15 protein-coding genes are annotated in these 21,911 nt (G+C 43.3%); 8 read left to right on the plus strand and 7 right to left on the minus strand.

Translation table 11 applies throughout. The features are described 5' to 3' along the window. Window positions 1–24 precede the first annotated feature (24 nt). From BF9343_RS04905 to BF9343_RS04915, 3 genes are all read left to right on the plus strand, one after another. Window positions 25–1,041 (plus strand): response regulator transcription factor, encoded by a 1,017-nt coding sequence (locus BF9343_RS04905; RefSeq protein WP_041926176.1) that lies wholly within the window; start codon window positions 25–27, stop codon window positions 1,039–1,041. A gap of 133 nt (window positions 1,042–1,174) precedes the next feature. Continuing rightward, entirely contained in the window at window positions 1,175–2,269 is a 1,095-nt protein-coding gene (gene dinB, locus BF9343_RS04910) for a DNA polymerase IV (RefSeq protein WP_008768057.1), read from the plus strand. Window positions 2,270–2,380: 111 nt separating this feature from the next. Continuing rightward, the gene (locus BF9343_RS04915; protein ID WP_005785554.1) at window positions 2,381–2,809 is read left to right on the plus strand and encodes a hypothetical protein; all 429 of its coding nucleotides are present in this window, start codon (window positions 2,381–2,383) and stop codon (window positions 2,807–2,809) included. A gap of 122 nt (window positions 2,810–2,931) precedes the next feature. Here the strand turns inward: BF9343_RS04915 and BF9343_RS04920 are convergent, their stop codons facing one another. Both BF9343_RS04920 and BF9343_RS04925 read right to left on the minus strand, forming a co-directional pair. Next, a complete protein-coding gene (locus BF9343_RS04920; protein WP_010992272.1) occupies window positions 2,932–5,610 on the minus strand; it encodes a transglutaminase domain-containing protein in 2,679 nt (892 codons plus the stop codon). Window positions 5,611–5,849: 239 nt separating this feature from the next. Next, window positions 5,850–7,445 (minus strand): YfcC family protein, encoded by a 1,596-nt coding sequence (locus BF9343_RS04925; protein ID WP_010992273.1) that lies wholly within the window; start codon window positions 7,443–7,445, stop codon window positions 5,850–5,852. 219 nt (window positions 7,446–7,664) lie between these two features. Between BF9343_RS04925 and BF9343_RS24095 the strand changes: the two genes are divergently transcribed. The 4 genes from BF9343_RS24095 (at window position 7,665) to BF9343_RS04940 (ending at window position 10,154) form a co-directional block, all read left to right on the plus strand. Next, window positions 7,665–7,799, plus strand: coding sequence for a hypothetical protein (locus BF9343_RS24095; RefSeq protein ID WP_005775876.1), 135 nt, complete (start codon window positions 7,665–7,667; stop codon window positions 7,797–7,799). Between the two features lie 164 nt (window positions 7,800–7,963). Continuing rightward, entirely contained in the window at window positions 7,964–8,347 is a 384-nt protein-coding gene (locus tag BF9343_RS04930) for a hypothetical protein (RefSeq protein WP_010992274.1), read from the plus strand. A 143-nt stretch (window positions 8,348–8,490) separates the two neighbouring features. Then, window positions 8,491–8,928, plus strand: a complete 438-nt coding sequence (locus BF9343_RS04935) for a LapA family protein (RefSeq protein WP_005785562.1) — start codon at window positions 8,491–8,493, stop codon at window positions 8,926–8,928. A gap of 11 nt (window positions 8,929–8,939) precedes the next feature. Then, window positions 8,940–10,154, plus strand: a complete 1,215-nt coding sequence (locus BF9343_RS04940; protein ID WP_005785564.1) for a sodium ion-translocating decarboxylase subunit beta — start codon at window positions 8,940–8,942, stop codon at window positions 10,152–10,154. A gap of 303 nt (window positions 10,155–10,457) precedes the next feature. On the opposite strand, the gene ribB is transcribed toward BF9343_RS04940, so the two are convergent. Next, window positions 10,458–11,948 carry a 3,4-dihydroxy-2-butanone-4-phosphate synthase gene (ribB, locus tag BF9343_RS22120; RefSeq protein ID WP_010992276.1) on the minus strand — a complete coding sequence of 497 codons (1,491 nt, stop codon included), beginning with the start codon at window positions 11,946–11,948 and terminating at the stop codon, window positions 10,458–10,460. 222 nt (window positions 11,949–12,170) lie between these two features. Here ribB and BF9343_RS04955 point away from each other — a divergent pair, with 222 nt between their 5' ends. Further along, window positions 12,171–13,037, plus strand: coding sequence for an AraC family transcriptional regulator (locus tag BF9343_RS04955; RefSeq protein ID WP_005785567.1), 867 nt, complete (start codon window positions 12,171–12,173; stop codon window positions 13,035–13,037). A gap of 360 nt (window positions 13,038–13,397) precedes the next feature. Here BF9343_RS04955 and BF9343_RS04960 read toward each other — a convergent pair whose 3' ends face one another. From BF9343_RS04960 to BF9343_RS04975, 4 genes are read right to left on the minus strand one after another with little or no spacing between them, the layout of a single operon-like run. Beyond that, window positions 13,398–16,256 (minus strand): hypothetical protein, encoded by a 2,859-nt coding sequence (locus BF9343_RS04960; RefSeq protein WP_010992278.1) that lies wholly within the window; start codon window positions 16,254–16,256, stop codon window positions 13,398–13,400. Between the two features lie 58 nt (window positions 16,257–16,314). Beyond that, window positions 16,315–17,214 carry a GNAT family N-acetyltransferase gene (locus BF9343_RS21650; RefSeq protein WP_005795783.1) on the minus strand — a complete coding sequence of 300 codons (900 nt, stop codon included), beginning with the start codon at window positions 17,212–17,214 and terminating at the stop codon, window positions 16,315–16,317. A 10-nt stretch (window positions 17,215–17,224) separates the two neighbouring features. Continuing rightward, window positions 17,225–18,844 carry an RluA family pseudouridine synthase gene (locus BF9343_RS04970; RefSeq protein ID WP_010992279.1) on the minus strand — a complete coding sequence of 540 codons (1,620 nt, stop codon included), beginning with the start codon at window positions 18,842–18,844 and terminating at the stop codon, window positions 17,225–17,227. Between the two features lie 15 nt (window positions 18,845–18,859). Then, a complete protein-coding gene (locus BF9343_RS04975; protein ID WP_005812952.1) occupies window positions 18,860–21,892 on the minus strand; it encodes a type III restriction-modification system endonuclease in 3,033 nt (1,010 codons plus the stop codon). Between the last annotated feature and the right edge of the window lie 19 nt (window positions 21,893–21,911).

A 21,911-nucleotide genomic window follows, 5' to 3' on the forward strand; every position in this document is an offset into this window, starting at 1 on the left:
GTTTCGGGAGGTTCTTCCGAGACAATGAGTTGGCTATTTATACGTAAATTAATCTGTTTGCATAAAGGTAAAATCAAATTTGCTTATAAAGAAGAACAAAAACTGGTGCTTATTTTAATTTTTCCTATTGTCATCCGGCAATCGGAAAGAGTTTCTGAATTCTCCGGGATATTATCCGTACCGGAGCTCTCCACAGGGAATAGTGAGTTGTTGTCGGTTACCGGAATGCTGCCGACAGTGAAAACTTCTGAGCAGAAACGTCCGGATAAGAAAAAAGAGAAACATTCTCTGGTATTGGTTGAAAGGAATAAGGATTTGTGTAATTATCTTGTGCAAATCCTGATGAAGGAGTATAAGATTGTGTCTGTTTGTGATGCGGAGGCGGCCTTTGAGACTGTGTGTGAACAATGTCCGGATGCAGTACTGGCTTCTTCTGTTCTTACCCGTATTTCGGGTGAGGAACTTGCCGTTCGGATTAAATCGGATGACAGAGTAGCACATATTCCGGTAATATTGTTAGTGAAACCGGGAGAGGATGACCGGTACATTCAACGGAATGCCGATCTTTATGTGTGGATGCCTTTTGCCATATCATCTTTAAAGACTGAGATTGCAGCTTTGATTGCTAACCGGGAAATGATCCGTAAGAGGTATATTCGTTTGGCCTTGGGGGGTGAGGCCTCGGACCCTATCGATAAAGAGGTAGAGTCATCAGAAGGTGATCAGGAGTTTATTCGTCAGGTGAGAAGTCTGATTGAAGAGAGGATGACCGATTCCGGATTTAAGATTGGTGAACTGAGCGGCTGCATGAATATGAGTCGTTCGAGTTTTTATAATAAGATTAAGGAGATAACCGGACATGCTCCTGCGGACTATGTTCGTAATGTGCGGCTCAACAGAGCATTGGTTTTGTTAATGAGCAGAAAGTATACGGTGGCTGAGGTTGCGGATATGACGGGTTTCAGTGATCCTAAATACTTCGGGATCGTGTTTAAGAAATATTATGGGGGCTCACCGACGAAGTATATAAACAATTTATAGACCGACAGAAGACCGGTAAGGGAGCCACCTTGCCGGTCTTCATTTTATTAACTAATCCGGTCGACTGGATTGAGAGAATTACTCTTATCTTTGCTATCCGAAAGGAGAACTGCGATGCAGAAGGATTGCAGAGATGAATGAACGTAAAATTATACATATCGATATGGATGCCTTTTATGCTTCTGTGGAGCAAAGGGATCATCCTGAATTGCGTGGTAAACCGCTTGCCGTGGGGCATGCCGAGGAGCGGGGAGTAGTAGCGGCAGCAAGTTATGAAGCTCGTCGTTATGGAGTTCGTTCGGCTATGTCGTCACAAAAGGCGAAACGTCTGTGTCCGCAATTGATTTTTGTTCCCGGACGGATGGAAGTGTATAAATCCGTTTCCCGTCAGGTACACGAAATATTTCATGAGTATACCGATCTGATTGAACCTCTGTCATTGGATGAAGCGTTTCTTGATGTGACGGAGAATAAGCAGGGGATCTTGCTGGCTGTGGATATAGCTAAAGCTATCAAGCAACGTATCCGTGAAGAACTGAGCCTGGTGGCATCGGCAGGCGTGTCGTATAATAAATTTCTGGCTAAAATAGCTTCGGACTTTCGTAAACCCGACGGACTTTGTACTATTCATCCTGATCAGGCAATCGATTTCATTGCCCGTTTGCCTATTGAGTCATTTTGGGGAGTAGGGCCGGTGACTGCCCGGAAGATGCATTTACTGGGGATACACAATGGACTTCAGTTACGGGAGTGTTCGTCTGAAATGCTGGTACGTCAGTTTGGTAAAGTGGGACTGCTTTATTATGATTTTGCACGTGGAGTCGATCTTCGACCGGTAGAAGCAGTGAGAATACGTAAATCAATCGGATGTGAGCATACATTGGAGAAAGACATCCATGTAAGATCGTCTGTGATTATAGAGCTTTATCACGTAGCTACGGAGCTTGTAGAGCGATTGCAGCAGAAAGAGTTCCGGGGAAATACACTAACTCTGAAGATCAAGTTTCATGATTTTAGCCAGATAACACGAAGCATGACACAGGCACAGGAACTTACGAATCTTGAGAGAATCTTGCCCCTTGCCAAACAATTGCTGAAAGAGGTGGAGTATGAGCAGCATCCCATTCGCTTGATCGGGCTTTCGGTATCGAATCCGAGAGAAGAAGCGGATGAACATCGGGGAGTATGGGAACAACTGAGTTTTGAATTTAGTGATTGGGGAAAATAGTTAAAGGTGGAATCCTAAGAAAAAAATAGTTGCATGATCGTATTTGTCCGGCATTATTTTTATATATTTGGAAGTAATATCATATTGAGAACTAATAAATTATAAGGAACTATGAGCTTGCATAAATATTCGATTGTTTTATTGGCATTATTGGCGTTACTCTGCAGTTGCCATGATGAAGATAAAGGAGATATCCCACAGTCCGATGAGCGAACCGCAGATTTTATTGTGAAATATAAGGATGATTTCGGAATACATACGGATTATAAAGCTAAGGTATATATCTATTATGGAATATATTCAATGGATATTGTAGGCTTTCATTATCTTCCGGACGGGGTGCTGGATCATGAAGGGAAAGAAATAACTCCTGACATCCGTCTATCTGCTGATGGAAAAGAAGATATAACCTTGTTATTGGATAATGCTGAAAAGGTAACGGTTATTGTTGAAAGCTCCTATTATGAGGGAAGAGTGGGAATAACAAGTTACTCTCCGGGCGACACACCTATAAAAGGGATATTTACGTTTGGGGAATAGTGAACGGTATGGAGGGAATCTTTGATGTCTGTTTCTATTTCATGATATATTAAAAAAGGAAGAAGTCTGAACTTCTTCCTTTTTTAATGGAGGATATGTTTCAGGCAAGTGCCCGTTTTATTCTATAATCCATGGATTACTTTCATTAACTGTTCGCCCAATCCGATGGTATAACCTTGTGACACGAAGACTACCCGGTTGAATGTATCACCGATAATAAACATGGGCAGGATGGTGCTGTTTGGCAACTTCATCGATTCGGCAATTTGTTTCTGGATCGCTCCATCTACGTCGATACCATAGGTAATGGTTGAAGGCAATCCGGGGAATTCTGACGGGCGGAACTTTTTGTACTGTTCTTCACTAGGGAAGAGCAACACCATTTTGCGTCCCCATTTTTCAAATTCACCGCTTAAAGCTGCAATATCCCGAAGGGCATGGTTAGTGGGTTCTTGTCCGGCTCCCAGCACTGCTACAACGTAGTATCCCCGGCCACAAGTCTGAAGAATACTTTGCGGTTCGGAGGTTCCTATAGGCAGATAAGTCGATTCGGAATTAAAATTACCAATTACTTGTACCTGGTCTTTGCTTTCGCGCATGACCAGATCGACAGTTGTTGTCTTTCCCTCTTCAATGGTGAAGAAAGTCACATTAGCCAATACAGCTCCGCTTGCCATGCGAGTACCGGTTACCATCATATAGTATCCTGTGTCCAGGCGTGCACCATTCTTCAGCAAGTTCGACCAGGTGGCTCCTCCACCCATATCTACGTCACCTTCGTCGTAGTTGAGGAGTTGGAAGGTTCCATTGCGGAACTTTGAGAGGGTGAAGTGTGAATAGTATTTTGGATCACTCAACGAAGGGATCGGCCGGTAGCGGGCTACGAGCGTTCCGGTTGGTGCCTGCGTTTGCTGTGCGGCTTCAAAATCGACATCATAGACCTTGCCGTTCTTGAGGTTGTTGTCATTGAAAGTCCGATATTGAATCTTGCCGGTCACTTCATCTATCCAGGCAGGAATCCCCAGGCTACGGGCCATGGATACAAAGAAAATGTTACGGGATTTCTCGTCTGCTACCCGGGCTTTCCATACACCCATTGGTGACATTGGTATACGTTGTGAGTTTAATTCGTTATTGATTGTGATCTCTTTTTTACACCATTCTACCAAAGCTTGTGGATTTTTGCGGAAGGCTTCTGCTTCACTTGCCGGAATCTCTTTCCGGAAGAATGCTTTGTAAGGAGTGATCATTTCATTGGCTACACGCGGGTTCAGTACGTTGCTACAGAAATCTTCAGAAGCGGGCAGGCCGGAGTTATTCAGATGGTCGTTCAATACTTCCGGGCTTACGTCTCTCAGGTCTTTGGCCGAGACTACTTTCAGCAGGCTGATAGCCTGACCGGCCTTATCGGCTTTTACAGCATCAGAAAGGAAATCGGTTAAAGTCTGGTGGTTACCTCTGGAAGCTATCAGTAAGCGTACTGTTTCGGTTTCATCCAGCTTATTCTCTTTGGCAAAAGTCCGAGCTTGCTCTTCGGTAATGAAAGTGGCTACGTATGCGTTGCGGATAGAATCTTCCTGTGCCATGCGCCGATCATTTTCAGTACGTTGTTCCGGAGTCACTTCGGGCAGGTTGGCGCCTTCGGCAGGAGGAACGATATCCAGTGGAAGCGAATAGGTTTCACTGGCGTTTTTGTCCAGTGTGATCTTCAGTTCATTGTCTTTGCCGAATGATAGTTTAGAATAACCGAACCGTCCGTCTTTGGAGGCCCATACCAACATATCACCCTTGCCGGCAGTCAATGATGCATGCCCGCTCCGGTCTGTATGTTTGGTGGCCACCGTATAAAATTCAGCGTAGTTATAGACCTTGAACTCTACGGTAGCATCGGCTACCGGCTGACCTTCGGCATCTGTCACGAGTACGGAACCTTTGGCAGTCGGAGCATAATTGTCAATCACGTTGATCTCTGTATAATTCGGAGTTTCGTACATGATTTCTTCTTGTCCGGTATAGCGTCCGAATACCTTTGTATGCATCAGCATACCACGACTGGCGGGAGCATTAAACCAACCCAGGTTCAAAACCGGTTCCGGTTCACAGGCACCAAAGAAATACCATTTGCCATCTACCCAGGCTTCTACCCATGCATGGTTGTCATCGGTATGTGCCCAACGCGGAGTATATACCTGTCGTGCCGGAATACCTACCGAGCGAAGAGCTGCTACGGTGAAGGTGGATTCTTCACCACAGCGACCATAAGCGGTTTTTACGGAAGCGAGTGGAGCACTCGTACGGGCATCACTTGGGGTGTAGATTACCTTTTCGTGGCACCAGTGGTTTACCTCGAGTACAGCGTCGTGTAATGACAGATTCTTCACACGGTCTTTCAGTTCATTGTAAAACACCCGGCGTGAGTCATCCAGGTTTTCATTGTTTACCCGAATGGGGAGCACAAAATGACGGAATACGTCATCGGGGATTTCTTTTCCCCAAGGCATTTCCCGACGTGCCTGATCGGAGAGTCTGACATTTTCCAGATAGTAGTCGCCTGTATAATCCGTTACGTCACCTGTAGGCATGTAGGCATAGAGGAACATTAAAGCCTCTTGTTCGGGAATGGTGAGCTTTTCATTAAACACTGCAAACAACTCTCCATTGGGAAGTTGCTGCTTCTTCATTTCAAAATCTTGCGTCACTTGGTTTCGGTAAGCCACATCTTTCAGGAAATGGGACTCACTGCATGAAAAGAACGCAACCGACAACATCGGAATGATTAGAAAGCGGGTTAGGGTTTTCATACAATTTGTTGTTAAGTAAGGCCTCACCCCCGTTCCTCTCTTAAGGAGAGGGGGGAGTGAATGCTTTTGGTTCATATATTTAGTTTTGATTTCTTTCTCTTTTTGTTTCATCTTTCCGGAATTACTGTTTTCTACTTTAATCTTTCGGTATCTTTATGGTCATTTATGAAAATTCTGGTTTACATTCTTCGGAGTCCGGCTCTTTTCCATTTTCCGGGTGAAGGAAAGAGAACGGAACTCTAAAATCCATTCAATGGGAAAAGTACCGTGGGAATCAGTAGTACCATTCCTAGGATAATGAATAAAAGAAGTATCTTCCAGAACCATTTTACCCAAATCTCATAAGGTATGCGGGCAATGCCTAAGGCACCCATCAATACAGCAGAAGTAGGGGTGATCATATTGGTAAATCCGTCACCAAACTGATAAGCCATTACCGTAGCTTGCCGCGAAAGTCCGATGACATCGGAAAAGGGTGCCATGATAGGCATGGTTAACGCTGCTTTGGCGGACCCGGAAGGGATAATCAGGTTAATGAGTGTCTGTATCAGATACATCACCCCCAAAGATACTATTTTTCCAGCTTCTCCCATCAGTGAAGCCAAAGAATGTAAAATGGGGTCGATGATATGTCCGTCTTGCAGTATTTGAATAATCCCTCCGGCCAGTCCCACAACTATGGCGGCCGACAACATGTCTTTGGCTCCATCCATGAATTGCTTGATGATAGCATCTGCATGTTCACTATTGGCAAACCCCGAAAGAATGCCCATTGCCAGAAAGATGGCGGATATCTCCGGTAAATACCAGCCATGACCCATGACACCGATAATCAGGAAAAGAATAGTGAATGCGAGTAAGGTCAATATAAAGAACTGGTTGGATTTGCGTAAACCCAGCCAACCGAAAACTGCAAACAAGATAGATAAGGTGGGAACTGCATAGCAGGTGACTGATGCTTCACCTACTGAAAAAGTACTGATCGGGTAGATGATGGAGAACAACCCCAAGGACACGAGTAACAATAGGTATACGATCCATGCTTGGCGAGTCGTTACATGGGATATCTCTCCACAGCTTTCTTTTTCCCGTTTCCGCCAATAAGCGTCAGCATGATACATAGGTGATTTTTCCGGATGCTTTTTGACGACAGCGGCATATCTGAGTACACAAACAATCAGGGCGGTGGTCAGTATCAGCCAACAAAACATACGGTATTCAAATCCGGAGAACAACGGGAGATCAGACAAACCTTGCGCAATGCCGATCGTAAAAGGATTCAGTACTGCACCGGAAAAGCCGATATGGGCAGCTACGTATACCATGCACAGCCCGGTGATGGAGTCATATCCCATTGATATGGCAAGTGGGACAATGATGATGACGAAGGCCAGTGTCTCTTCACTCATACCGAATACGGAACCGAAAAGGCTGAAAAGGATGATGACTAAGGATATCACTACATTGTTTACTCCCAGTATTTTGATCAGTCGGTGTTTTTCAAGTCCTTTCGTGAAATTCAGAAATGAAAAAATGCCGGTATCAATAGCACGGCTGCTATTCATTATTTGAAAGGCACCTCCCATAATCAGTAAGAAAGCTATAATTCCTGCCTGACGTTCGAAGCCTTCAAGAAGGGAGCTGAACACTTGCCAGGTCTGGGGTGTCTGTTCTACCCGGTGGAAAGAATGGTCTACAATGACAGTGCGGGAAATACCGTTTACGTCGATTGTCTCTCGCATATATTCTCCGGCAGGAATGATCCAGGAAAGCACTGCACAGAGTAGAATGACCGAAGAAATGATGGTGTATGTGTGGGGTATCCGTTTGAGCATAGTCGTTTTTCTTGATAAAGCGCAAAGTTATGCAATATATTTGTAATATACACTTGCCAAATCAGGCCTTATAAAAAGAAAAATCAACTAACGATACACTTTTCTTATGTTTTAGAACATATTTTCGAAAACATTTCGTATCTTTGCAGTGTTAATAAAGAAAACAAGATGTAAAACCGCTCTTCAAAACGTGGAGAGCAAAAAAAGAGGACCAAAATTATGAAAAAGAATGCAAATGAAATTATGATGTTGCAGTATCGTATCAAACGTTACCAAGCAATGGGAAATGGAACAATGTGCCAGCTGTTAAATGGCAAACTTCAAAAACTGCTTGCAAAGCAGGTTACCATGTAATTAAACACAATCTATATTATATGAATAAGAAGCGGGGAATCGGATGATTCTCCGCTTTTTTTGTCATTTATCTGTTTATATCCGGAACAATCATTATAAAATATTCGTTAATTAGACAACGAATTCTATTTTTTCTCAAATTTATTGCTACGTTTGCAACTACTATGATAAAGTACATATTCTGCATATTGATAGGTATCTTTTTTGTGTATGGAGCCGGTTATACCGCTTCTATAGAAGAAACTGCAGAACTTCCCGCCGAAGTTACTGCCACCTTTGTATCACAATATGCCGGAGACCATTCTTTATTCAATGATGAGACGGCTGAATCCAAAGTGTGTGATGCTATTCTTCCCCATAGTTCTTTTTCACGGGAACTAAGTTCTTCCAAAATTTTGAAACTCAAATTGCAGACTGCTATCCGGCTGCTCAATGCCTCACTTTTCCATCAATCGGAGAGGGGAGATACTTATCTGGACTTCAATCATAACTTCATTAAATATTCCAGCGGGTATTATGTATACTCGTTAGGGCATATCCTGATTTAGCTTTCCGATTCTACACTTCTGTATTGAAGTGATTGGGTAACCCCATTTATCCATTCCGATAAATGCCGGGAGGGTGCGTCTTGTATTTTCCGGCGGTCGGTATACATTGCATTTTATTTTTCAATCTAAAATCATACTGTGTTATGTTTAGCTTATTGTTATCCACTTTTGCCATGATGGGGCTTACCTTCGTCATTGGTTTTTTCGTTGCCGGGGTGATAAAGTTGATTGCCTCTGCAGCTGATTCGTTGGCTTTTTATAGTTCGCACCAGGAAGAATTGGCCCGGCTGAAGCGTATTCGGAAACTGCATCAGAAAGTAGCTACGTTAATAACTGAAAGTGCTCTGAGTGATGAGGAGTATGGCAGTGATGGGCGTGAAGACTTCAGCAGGGGGGTCACAAAACATCCCGGAGATAATCGTGGGTTTTATCATGGTGTCAGTCCCGGTGAATCGGAGAGAGGTTTAATGGATTATTTTTACCCGGAAGACACAAGAACGATGTTTCTTCGGAAAGAAGAACAGATGTTACAGCATGATAAAAAAAATAATAAGACATCCTCAACCAATAAAAAACAATAAATCTTGATAGTATGGAAAGTATAGACTTTGGAACCCTGTTTCAGGGATTTGGAACAATGATAGCCAGCGGATGGTTTCTGGCCAGTGCCCGTATGTTTTTAATAGCTTTGGGGTTTCTGCTCATTTATTTAGGCTGGAAAGGGGTACTCGAGCCAATGGTGATGATTCCGATGGGCCTGGGAATGGTAGCTATTAATTGTGGAACACTGATTATGCCCGACGGAACATTGGGGAATCTTTTTTTAGATCCGATGCTGTCGGATACCGACGCATTGATGAACACGATGCAGATTGACTTTCTGCAACCGGTATACACATTGACCTTTAGTAACGGATTGATAGCCTGCTTTGTATTTATGGGAATCGGTACATTGCTTGATGTGGGATTCCTATTGCAGAAACCGTTTGCCAGCATTTTTCTTGCTTTATGTGCTGAATTGGGTACATTCTTGACAGTGCCTATTGCTTCCGGTCTGGGACTGTCTTTAAAAGAAAGTGCTTCAGTGGCAATGGTAGGCGGAGCTGATGGTCCGATGGTTTTGTTCACATCGCTTGCTTTGGCCAAACACTTGTTTGTACCTATTACGGTGGTGGCTTATCTTTATCTGGGATTGACTTACGGGGGATATCCTTATTTGGTGAAATTGCTGATTCCTAAACGTCTGCGTGCTATCAAGATGGTAGAAAAGAAAGCTCCTAAAAATTATGATGCGAAAGTGAAGCTGGCTTTTTCTGCAATCCTGTGTGCAGTATTGTGTTTCTTGTTTCCGGTTGCTTCACCATTGTTCTTTTCGCTATTCCTGGGAGTGGCAGTACGTGAATCCGGTATGAAGCATATATATGATTTTGTGAGCGGTCCGTTGCTCTATGGTTCTACTTTTATGTTAGGATTATTATTGGGTGTACTTTGCGACGCACATTTGTTACTCGATCCGAAGATTCTTAAACTGTTAGTATTAGGTATGCTTGCTTTGTTACTGTCGGGTATCGGAGGCATCATGGGAGGGTACATTATGTATTTCATTAAGAAAGGGAACTATAATCCGGTGATCGGCATTGCAGCCGTAAGCTGTGTACCCACTACGGCAAAAGTGGCTCAAAAGTTGGTAAGTAAAGATAATCCGAATTCTTTTATTTTGGGTGATGCATTAGGAGCCAACATTTCAGGAGTAATCACTTCGGCCATCATTACAGGCATTTATATAACGATTATACCTTATTTATAAATCATAGAGTTGGTGACAAGATAATTTTGGGGATGACTATAGAGAATCATTCGGTGGTTATTGGTAACCCGGAAAGATTGAAATCTATAGTCATCCATGTGTTTCTAGTGACTTTGTTTTCGGATTCTTAAGTCTCTGTTTAAATTTTACTTGAGATTGTCTTGAGATTTGTTTTCAAAGATCTTTTCTCGTTTTTTTGAGGAGCATGGTAGGCTATGTAATGAATAAAAACGGAAAGATAGACCGAAAAGAAACTCAAGAACAGACCGATAAAACTCTTATAAAAATTTATTTAAGGAAAATCTAAGCAGGCTTTACTACTTCTTTTAATTTTTCCAGCATTATATCCGGATCGACATCAACTCCTGACCAGTATTTTATGGCAATGACCGCTTGATAGACCAGCATTTTCATTCCGGGCAATACATGACAACAACCGCGGCGGACCGCATCTCTCAACAGTTGGGTGTATACCGGGTTGGGGATGCAGTCGGCTACTACCATATGTGGCAATAAGGTATCTGTGTCTATGTTCAAGCGTTGGTCTACGTTGGAATAAAGCCCTACTGAGGTGGCATTGATGACAATGTCGATATCTGTGGAAAACCGATAAGGATGGTCCCAAAGTACAAATCTGGCAGTTGCAACCGTTTGGCTGTTCAGTAAATCTGCCAATGCCTGGCCTTTGTCTCTGTTTCTGTTCAAGATAGTGATCTCTTTCACTCCCGCCAGAGCCATTTCGACAGCGATGGCACGGGCAGCACCGCCAGCACCTAACAAGGCAATCTTCTTGTCTTGGATGGTGATAATTTCCGAAATGGCTTTTACAAAACCTTTTCCATCTGTGTTTTCTCCGGTAGCCCTCTGATCGTCTCCAATGACAACTGTATTCACTGCACCGATGATTTTTGCCGATTCTCCTAACTCGTCCAAGTATCGGATGATTTCCACCTTGTTAGGCAGAGAGCAGTTGAATCCTCTCCATCCCATGGCTTTTGCACCCTGTATGGCAGCCGCCAGATTTTCGGGACCGACTTCACAGTTGATATATCTGTAGTGCATATAGTGGTGACGGAATGCTGCTTCCATAATGGCAGTAGTCGGATTTTCGGCTGCCGGACAAGAGAAGGAGCCTACCAGCTTGGGAAGAAAGTCGGGGGCTGTCTGATATTCTTTTAAATCATTGATTGTCACTACCGGATATTTGTGTTCTAGCCCGAATTTTATGATTTCGGGTAAGCGCGCCATAGTTCCGTCATCATTGGTCAATTCACAAAGTACGGCACAGGGTGCAAGTCCTGCCAGTTTCATCAGATCTATGCTGCCTTCGGTGTGACCGCTCCGTTCTTTGATTCCGCCGGAACGGGCTATCAATGGGAATATATGTCCGGGATGATGAAGAGATTCGGGAGTGGCATTGGGGGCAATGGCCGTCCGGATAGTCTGTATGCGGTCGGCTGCTGATACTCCGGTGGTCACTCCCTCTGCTGCTTCGATCGAAATGGTGAATGCGGTACCATATTTACTGGTGTTTTGCTCCACCATTAACGGTAAGTTCAGTTGTCGGGCTTTCTCCTCCGTGATGCACAGACAAACAATGCCACTACAATGCCGTATCATTATGGCCATGTCTGCTTCTGTCATACTTTGGGCAGAGAAGATCAGGTCTCCTTCATTTTCTCGGTTTTCGTCATCTACCAGAAGAATCCCTCTTCCTTCGCAAACGGCGGTAATGGCGCTTTGAACTCTTTGGCGATGATCACCAAATTGGGATAGTAAATTATTTGCTTTCATTGTATCTTATTTTATTGATTTGTTTGAATATATATGATAGTATTTATCAGTCATAAATAATATAGAGATTTATATAGCTCATGGATAGAGGCTTTAGCGATTTATGTTTTTTACGACAAACCTATCAGATGTGGCAAAGTTACACATTGTCTTTCTAATGGGATTCTATTTTATTTGCAGTATATTTCTGTATATTTGCATTCGGAATCCAAATAGATCTTTATGGCTATTTTAGAACGAAAAATTATACATGAGATTGATACCTCATGCAGTCATATTATCTATCCGCAATTTGTGTTACCCCGACACAAGCATGCGGAATACGAAATTATGCTCTTCACTCAAGGGAGTGGAAAACAGTTTGTAGGAGAAGGAGTCGCGGACTTTCAAGAAGGGGATATTGCTTTGATAGGGAGCAATGTGCCTCATCTGCATCTTTGTAATTCAAAACTGAATCCTGTTGCGAACACTGTATGCAGTGCCGGAGAAGCCTTACAGTTTCTTCCGGACATATTTCCTGTACATATAGAAAATTTGCCTGATTATCAAGAGATTTATCGTCTACTGAGAAAAAGTCAATATGGCGTTCGCTTTTATGATAAAGGGTTGTATGATGAGGTCAAAGAATTGTTTCAGGAGATGGATCTCTTAAAACATACTAATCGTTTGATCACTATATTACGTATCTTGGGGAGACTGACTGAATGTCGGAATATTAAATTACTTTCTGATGTAGCCTACAATGGTTCTAATAGGCTTCTGGAAGTGAATGAACCGGTCAATAAAGTGTATACCTATTTATTTAATCATTTTAAAGAGAAAGTTCTCCTGCAAGAAGTGGCTGATTATGTAAAGCAGAATCCTTCTGCACTTTGCCGTTACTTTAAACAACGGACAGACAAAAGTATTTTTCAGTGTCTGGCAGAAATTCGGATAGAACATGCTTGTAAATTACTGTCATATTCAAACTTGTCTGTTTCGCAAATAGCTTTTGAGTCCGGTTTCAACAGCGTACCTTATTTTATTAAGCAGTTTCAGAGTATCACTGAAAAGACTCCCGGTGAGTATAGGGAATTGATAGGCAGATAAAGAACCCTCTATGCAAAGTGGCGGAGCGATGGGAGCAAGCTGACTTTTGACGGTTTTCATTTTTCATCTTAACAGCTAAGATACGGATCTTGCGGTTAAATATGAAGTTTATATGCTGATTTTAAGTGTTTTAATCGGAAATAAGAGTAGGAATGGTCAGGGCGTGAACGGAGTTTTATGCGTTTGTTTAACCGTATCCAAGCAAGTATACATGATATCTATTGGGAAAATCAGTGCACAGACCATCTCATGACAGATGAATTGCGAAGAGAGGAGGGGGAACCTTTACCGCTATCTGTGGCAGATGTTATGGAAACTTTAGTTTGGAAAGTTTTGAAATAAAGTAACTTGCACCCAATGTCAGAAACTGATTGAAAACAGTGCCTCTACTTGAAATTTGCCATAATTGATCGGCTGTATCAAGCGTATGCCTGTTGTAAGCGGATAACTCATTCGTAGTACATTCCAGTCGAAAATCAGATCGCCTCCGTATGAACTTTGGTTAATCCACCTACTTTTAGAACTGGCTTGATTGCGCGATAGATCATAAAAGAGGTTTGCACGCAACCGACGGATGTAAATAAGTGAGCCGATGCTCCAATCGGGTGACAGCAGGGGTAAAGCATAATCTGCTTTGAAGGCCCATTGTTGGCGGGTTTGATACTGGAAATGGTATCCTCGGGGTTTTTCCAAAAGATGTTTGGGAAGGTATAATGCTTTGTTGTCAAGATCCTGATACTGATAGCCGACACGGATCATCAGCCCATGATTCCTGATGATTCCCGGCCAGTAAGTAGTCAGGTGGGCGGCATACAGGCTTCCGTAATTTTCAGAATTGAATGGAGTCTTCAGGTATTGCAAACGTAATTGATAGCCTGTGCGGGGGAGAATGTCTCGCTGAGCTTTTCGTCTGTAATCATAGAATAGAATTTCCGGTAGGATATATTGGAAGTTATGGAATTTCCGACTGTGATATTCCTGATATTTATTATTGGTAAAATAATAAGTTAGAGCCGGTTGTATGCCTCGTATTCGTTGGTTGTGTGTTAAGTTGAAAGGGAGATAGACACGTGCTTCTGCTTCCACCAGATTTCGTTGGGTATAATGGCCCTGTGTAATGTCTTGCCCTTTGTCATTCTGTGTCCAGTCTACATTGAAAGCTTTATCACCATAGTCTACCGACAGGTTGATAACGGGAAACCAGCCTTGATAGATAAATGACAGTTTACCATGATGATAGCCTTTGTCTATATACCATCCGGCCTGCATGATGGCTGTGTTCAGGGTATTTTGGGACATCAGGGTTGCTCCGGGTTTTACTATTGTACTCAGATCACTGGCACCTGAGTTCATTGCCTCAGCCACATCATAATAGAAAGGGGCCCAGCTGTGAATTTTGAACGTATGTTCCGCTTTTCTATAACGTTTCGGATTGAAATCGACTGATGTCAGACGTGCCGAGTCCAGGTTGAATTGCTCTTGAGCGGCAAGTGTTTCAACAAATGGCATGGAAGCCGACTGGTTGAGATCTGTCTTTTCAAAGAGCATACTGTCAGTCGGGAGTGAGGCAATGCGATATCCGTCGGCTTGGTAATCAGAGAAGAACAAACGTCCGTCTGACGATCCAAAAGAAGGATCGAAAGCTCCGAAGCGGGCAGCTGTCATTCGGCGGACTTGTCCGTCTGCCGGATTGAGGCTGTAGATGTTGTTGGTGCCGTTGGCTCCCGATTCGAAAAAGATTTTTCCATCTTTCCAAATAGGAGAAGTGATATTGACGGAAGTTGTTTTTAACAGTTCTTTCCATATTCCGTTTCCGAAGTTGAATTGTAATAGGCGGATACCGGAATCTGCGACAGCTATCAAGATAATTGTGTCGCCTCCTGCAAATGTCAGTTCTTTGATAAATGCATTATCGGGAACGTCGAAAGCAGCGAGTTCATTACCTTTTTCTGCTTGTATCAGCACGAGTTGGTTTTTACCTTCGACTGTAGGACGTGAAACGGCAATGTGCTGTCCCTGCTCGTCAATGGCCGGGGATAAATAACGTTGTCGGGGAGTGAGGGTTTTTATGTTTTTCTTATCCAGATCATAGTACTTTATAATTGAGTAATTCTGGTGTGTCCAACGTAGTCCGGGTACTAGTTCGCTCCAGTAAACCCGGCCGTTTCGATAGCTCAAACGGCTATTGATACTACCTATATAGTCCAGATGTTTTTCTCTGCCATTATTGATGATCACTAAAGAGTTGATATCTTTCAATCCCGACTTTACGGCAATCACTATAGAATCGTTGATGGGTTGTGGGTATCGATAGGAGGTATAAGTCTCTTTTGCAGGTGATAGATATTGCGGGGACTGTGTACAAGTATCCTGTTTCTCCCACTCTGCACGCAGGAAGTCGAACGTATCATGTTGGAGACGCTTAAAACTACTGCCCGTATAATGCTTAAATGAACCTTCGAACAGTAGGTTCCGAATGTATCTACTGGTGCTTTTATCCCAAATATCGGCTCCGTAGCGTTGACGAGCATAAGAGGTCATATCAAACCCCAGTGCATAGTAGGTACCAGTATAGTTTTTGTAAGATCCCATTAGCCACTTGTCGAAGGAATAGTTCTTTTTTCCTCCTAACATTTGGGCACGGTAAACCATGTTAAATTCCGGTAGTCGTCCACGACCACCGTTAGACATGGCAGTCTCCGTACTTACGGCATCTCCTTCAAGAAACCATACCGGCAAGAAAAAAGAGGCTACTCCGGCTGCCTGTTCACCTATTATATAATAGAGCGGTTTGAAAATGCCGTGCATTACCTTTCCTGTCTGGAAAACATGGCGTGACTCGTGCAGTACCAGATGCTTATCCCAACTTTGGTTATTCAGATCCGAAGAAGGCGTTGTAATAAGTTCCATTCGTCGGGGAGCCCAGGATACCATTCCGTTGGATTGCATGTTGCCCGGATGAAGAATGACCGGAAACTTAGCTTTGATCGGTTTTCCAATGGTCTTTGACATGTGTGGATAAACATTCTCGAGAAAGAGGGCATAACGGTAAGCCATGGAATCGTTTCCTTGCGGATAAACCAGATTGTAGTGGGGTAATCTCGCGATATTCCATTTGAATTTAGCAGGATCCGAGCCGTAATCCATAAATTGAGCATGGAGTCGGAACGATGTCAGCAGGCAAATAAGTGAAAGAAACAGATATTTTGATTTTAACATGAGCTGATTTTAAATGGTAATCTATCGCAAAGCTATAAAAAAATCTCAGTTCGTTCTGTTAAATTCGTTTATACATCAAGAAATTAGTCATTTCTATGTCACCAACAGATACTGTTTGTTCTTTTTCGATACTATAGCCGTGTTTCTCAAAAAATGGGCGGGCAGTGATGCTCACTTCCGAATAGACAGATACGCCTTGACGGATACGGACATACTCTTCTGCTTTTAGCAATAGGCGCGAAGCTATTCCCTGGCGTTGATAGTCGGGATGTACGAACATGCTATGCAGATATCCTTTAGAGTTGACAGATGTGAATCCTGCCACTTGAGACTTTCTGCTGTCTTCTGCCAACAGAAAGTATAGGTCGCTTTGAAACAGTTCATGCCAACGTTGTAGAGTTCCCCGTCCGGTCCATGCTTGGATTTGTAACCTGTTATAGTCAGTCGAACAGGTATTCTGCACGCTTTGTGTAAATAGGGTTCTAAGCAGATCTATATCCTCAAGAGTTGCTTTTCGGAGTCGGATGGGAGGAATTTGCAGGTGTAAAATGGGGAATGGCTTACCTGTTGCATCCAATGCATCGCGACCGGTAGTCTCAAATCCCATATGTAAATAGAATCCCAGTGCTGCTGCATTTTGTTCGTTTACGTCTACTTTATAGATTCGTTTTTTCCGAATGGCAAATTCAACCAGCCGACTACCGTAGCCATGTCCATGGGCATTCGGACGGACAAACAACATTTCTATGCAATCATTACTTAATCCCATGAAGGCTGCAATAGTTCCTGAATCTTCGCGAATGATGTACAATCGGACTGCGGCAAGATATTCATGTCGGATCAGCGGCTTATAAAATTGTATGTCTGCTTCGGTCAGGAAATGGTGTGTGCTTCGGACAGCTTCTTCCCAGATGGAAAGAAGTTCATCATATACTTTTGGGGAAGGTTGTTCTATCATGACTTATCAATTAAAATTCAGCTTTCTTTTCGATGACCATTCTTTGCCCGGATACGGGGTGGATGAATTCCAGATATTCGGCATGCAGATAAAGGCGTTCTGCCTTCCGTCCATAAAGCTCGTCTCCTACGATAGGGCAGTTTAATCCCAACGGATGAGCTGCATGTACACGCAACTGATGTGTCCGTCCCGTCAGCGGGAAGAAAGCAATACGGGTCTGTCCGTTTTTCCGATCCATCACCCGATATCGGGTGATAGCTGTTTTTCCTAGCTCTTCGTTCACCATTTGTCTGGGTCTGTCAAGATAATCCGGACAGATGGGAAGATCGATAACTCCTTCTTCTTCCGGAAGGATACCATCCAATAGGGCTATATATCGTTTTTTGATGCTTCGGTTTTCAAACTGGGCCTGTAGGTGCCGGTGTACTTCTTGGGCCTTGGCAGCCAGCAGTAATCCTGAAGTGGCCATATCCAATCGATGTACAACGAGGGGACCTGTCGCTTCAGGATAGCGGGCTCTAAGCAGACTGTAGATCGATTGTTCTTCTGACTTTCCGGGTACGGAGAGTACTCCTTCGGGTTTATGAAGAACTAAAAGCCATTGGTCTTCGAAAAGAATCTCCGGCATATTTTGTGATAAAGAGTATCTTTCTGAGGGTGCTGGCTCTACATCGAGACCTTGCAACATGTGTCGCAAAATGGGTTCGCATTTTCCTCTGCAAGACGGATAATAATAACCGTGGTGTCTGATCTCTGTCTTAGGAGATTCCCCCCACCAGAATTCGGCCATGGCAATGGGGCTTAATCCGCTTAGATAAGCATATTGCAATAGTTTCGGGGCAGCACATTCACCTGCTCCGGCTGGTGGTGTTTTTTGAACGGTTTCTTCGAAGATAGCACACAAGTTTTTAGTTTCTCCCTTGGCATTCAGGAAGTTGAACTGTTGGAATAGCTTTTGTTGCAATGCTGCCGAACGATTTCTGCGTTCGGCTTTGAGAGCCTCTATCCGTGACGAGAAACTTTCCATTTCTGTCTTTATTTCGGAAATTTGTTCTTTCCAGTATCTTTCCAAACGCTTGAATTCTGCTTTCTGGTATTGGCTTTCGCGAATCATGGCAGCTTGTTCATTTTCGTTCGGTCGGTGAAGTCTGCGCTGTTCCCGTTTCTCTTTTGCTGCTTTCAGAACTTTTCTGGCCTCTGACAATGCCTGCTGTGAGGAAACTGTTTCTCTCTCCATCTTTTGTTGGAGTTCCAAATATCGGTCACAGTTTTGTAACTGTCCGATTTGGTGATTGATAGCCGAGATTTGTTCTTCTTCTATCTTGAAGAAACCATCCGGTTTCAACAGATCGTATACCGGCGGTACAAAGAAAGAGTGTGAATTGCTTCCGCACAAATTACCCGAAAAAGCAGCCAAATATCCCGTTTGTCCGCTAGAAGTACGGACTATCAATACGCCGAACATTTTTCCTTTGTCCAATTCTTCTTTCCATCTTGTCTGCTTATTTATGTAAGCCTGTACTTCTCCTGCTGCCATTACACATAACGGATGAGGAGTGTAATGGAAGGGATAAGTAAACAAGCGGGGCAATTCGATGCCGGCAATGGAGGTCTGGAAGGAATGAAACATGCTACTTTATTGGATTTAAACGGATTCTTGTGTGACGATTTTCAAGAGATCTTCGAAGGAGCTTACTTTATTATATTTAAGCTTCCCACCGTTTGTCTTCGCAAAATGTTTTTTGGCACATTCGATCTTTGCCTCTTCTATTCTCCGATCTTGTAGGGAGGAATCGCTGGCTTTGGTTTCGGCAATAAAATAAGGATACTTCGATAACTTTTGTTTGAAGACGATGGCCCAGTCCGGATGGTATTTTCCCATCGGAGTAGGGATATAGAAATTGCCGGGTAGTTTTACATAAGCTTCTATTTCGTCGTTTTCTTCCAGTCTTTCCATGAATGTTTTTTCATTTTGGGAGTCGAATCTCACATGATCGTACAGATGTTTATCTGCTTTTATTGTGTTTACTCCCAAACGTCCCTGAATAGTTGCCCGGGTAAAGACCGATACATCATAGTACTGGTCGATTGGGGTATATTCGATATGTTTTACTATCAGACATGCTTTTTCTTCGTTAATCAGTTCCGAAGCCTTGATAATAAAATCCTCGGGATTGTTTTTGAATTGGCCGAATACATTCGGTTTTATCCGGGAGAGAATCTGAGCAACTGCCTGTCGGGTCAGATTGGTGGCGTCTGTGAGTTTACCGAGTAAGTCATATTTTACTTGATCGTTTGCCATGGCATCTATCTTTTCATAGTGCGCCTGATTGGCATCTACCTTAAATGCCTCTCCCGAAATTAAAGCTGCTTTGGACTTGATTTTTTCCATTTGGCCCGTAATGACAGAAAGATAGAGCTGGGATACTCTTAACTTTTCATTTAAACTTTCGATCGCTCTCTCTACCAATTCTTTTTCGTCAAACTTTACGGTGTAGGTTGACTTACTGCATAGCAGCTTTAACAGTTCCTGAAGTTTGCTGTTTTCAAGTTTATCTTTCGACAACCGAAGATTTATCTTACTTTTCCTTGCATCGTTCGGCTGCATCTCCCTTGGATTATAGATAGAGGCCAGGATGGTCATGATAGACGCCTTATAATCGGTGAGCTCGTCGTCGAAAATCACTTCTCCCTGTTTACGATCTTCATAGAATTTGTCTGTCAGTTCTCCTTTCTTGATGTACTTGTTTTCAAGTAAAGAGTCGTAGATACTTTGTGCTATATCTTCGGTGGCTATGATGGTTTCACCGTTAGCTAATCGGAGCGACTGGTCCTTGAATAATTGGATGGTTACTTTCTGTGGACGGTCGGCTATGGCTTCCGCCATTTCTGTCTGTAAGCCTTTGGCAAACGATTCGTACGATTCGCTGGCTATCACGGTCAGTAGGTTGACACGATGCACTTCTTCGCCTAAAACGTTGGCGTCCATGCGATCTCCCTGTCCGTTTACACAGAGGCGCAGCCCTCGTCCCACTTCCTGACGCTTGCGTACCTCTGCCGAACTTTGTTTCAGGGTACAGATCTGAAAGACATTCGGGTTGTCCCATCCTTCCCGCAGAGCGGAATGTGAGAAAATAAAGCGGATCGGCTCTTTCCGGTCAAGCAGACGTTCTTTATTCTTCATAATCAAATCGTAAGCATCTTCATCTGCCGATTCTTTGGTTCCCCGCTCGGTTTTACTGTCAATCAGTTTTCCTTTTTTATCTTTGGAGAAGTATCCTTCGTGAGCTTTCGATGCCACAGTCGATTTCAGGTAATCGATATATTCCGGCTGATTGAATAACGAAAGATCCAGGTGTTTTATGATATCGGTATATTCCTGTTCGAAAATCTCGGCATATTCTCCCTTTCCGTCCGGGTTATACCGGCGGTATTTGGCTACTTCATCGATGAAGAAAAGGGAGAGAACTTTGATGTCTTTCTCAAACAGTTCCTGTTCTTTTTCTATGTGTGACAAGATGGTTTCCCGTATCTGGATACGTCGTAGTTGGGTTTCGTTGACGCTACCCGCTACGTCACCTGCATAAAGTTTGATGCCGTTCCGGAAGGTGACGGAGTCTTCAACGCCGTTGATATCTGTAATTACATAGTCGTTCCGGTATTCTTCCAGATGGTTTGATTTAGCATACAAGTCATCATTTATCTTCAGAGCTCGTACTACCTGATTCACTGCTTTGGTTCTTTTTACTTCGAATCCGATATTGGCAGTCGGGTTTTTGTCCGGATACAGGTTCAAACCTTCCAGATAAACGAATCCTTCAGTAGCTGTTGTCCCACTGATAGAGATACCCTTGACAGCGATCTTCTTAACCAGTTGCAGGTTGTAAGCTTCCATTGCGTCCAGGCGATAGACCAGATTATAGAGTTCGCGGTGTGTAGCCGAATAACGCAGTGTGAACAGGGGATTGAATCGTTTCAATCCCTCTTTTGTTTTGACTCCTTCTACTGACTGAGGTTCGTCGATAATCAGTATCGGATTCATCTGCGCAATCACATCGATGGGACAGTTTCCGCCAAAATCATCCAGCTTCATGTAGATGCGGCGGGCATCTTTGTTCGTTGCATTGAACTTCTGTGAATTGATGATCATTACATGGATTTTGCTGTCTGTGACAAATGCGTTCAATTCACCCAACTGTTTGGAGTCGTAGATGAAATAAGACAGAGGGGTGCTGTAATCCGAGGCAAAGTGTTCCTTCATAATCTCCAGGCTTTTGTGGACTCCTTCGCGGATGGCAACACTGGGTACGACAATGATGAACTTGCACCAACCGTAGCGTTTGTTCAGTTCAAAGATGGTTTTGATGTAGGTATACGTTTTACCTACACCCGTCTCCATTTCGATGGTGAGATTGTATTTCCCTTCCAGCGCTTCCGACGGTTTGATTTGTTGGGCACGCTGGATATCCCGGATGTGTTTCAGAACGATCTCATCTGTGAGTTGAGGTACGATAGGGTGGTTACGGAATCCTGTAAACTTTTCAAAGCTGGTCTGTCCGTCTTTCTTCCGGGTCTCTACTTGATAGTCGAACGTCTTGTATGGCTGCCCGCCAAAGACATCACATACCGCTTTTGCTGCGTCTTCCTGAAACTTCTGATGTTTGAATTTTAATTTCATTTCTGTATCTTCCTTCTCT

It is taken from the genome of Bacteroides fragilis NCTC 9343 (genome assembly GCF_000025985.1).
GTDB lineage: Bacteria > Bacteroidota > Bacteroidia > Bacteroidales > Bacteroidaceae > Bacteroides > Bacteroides fragilis.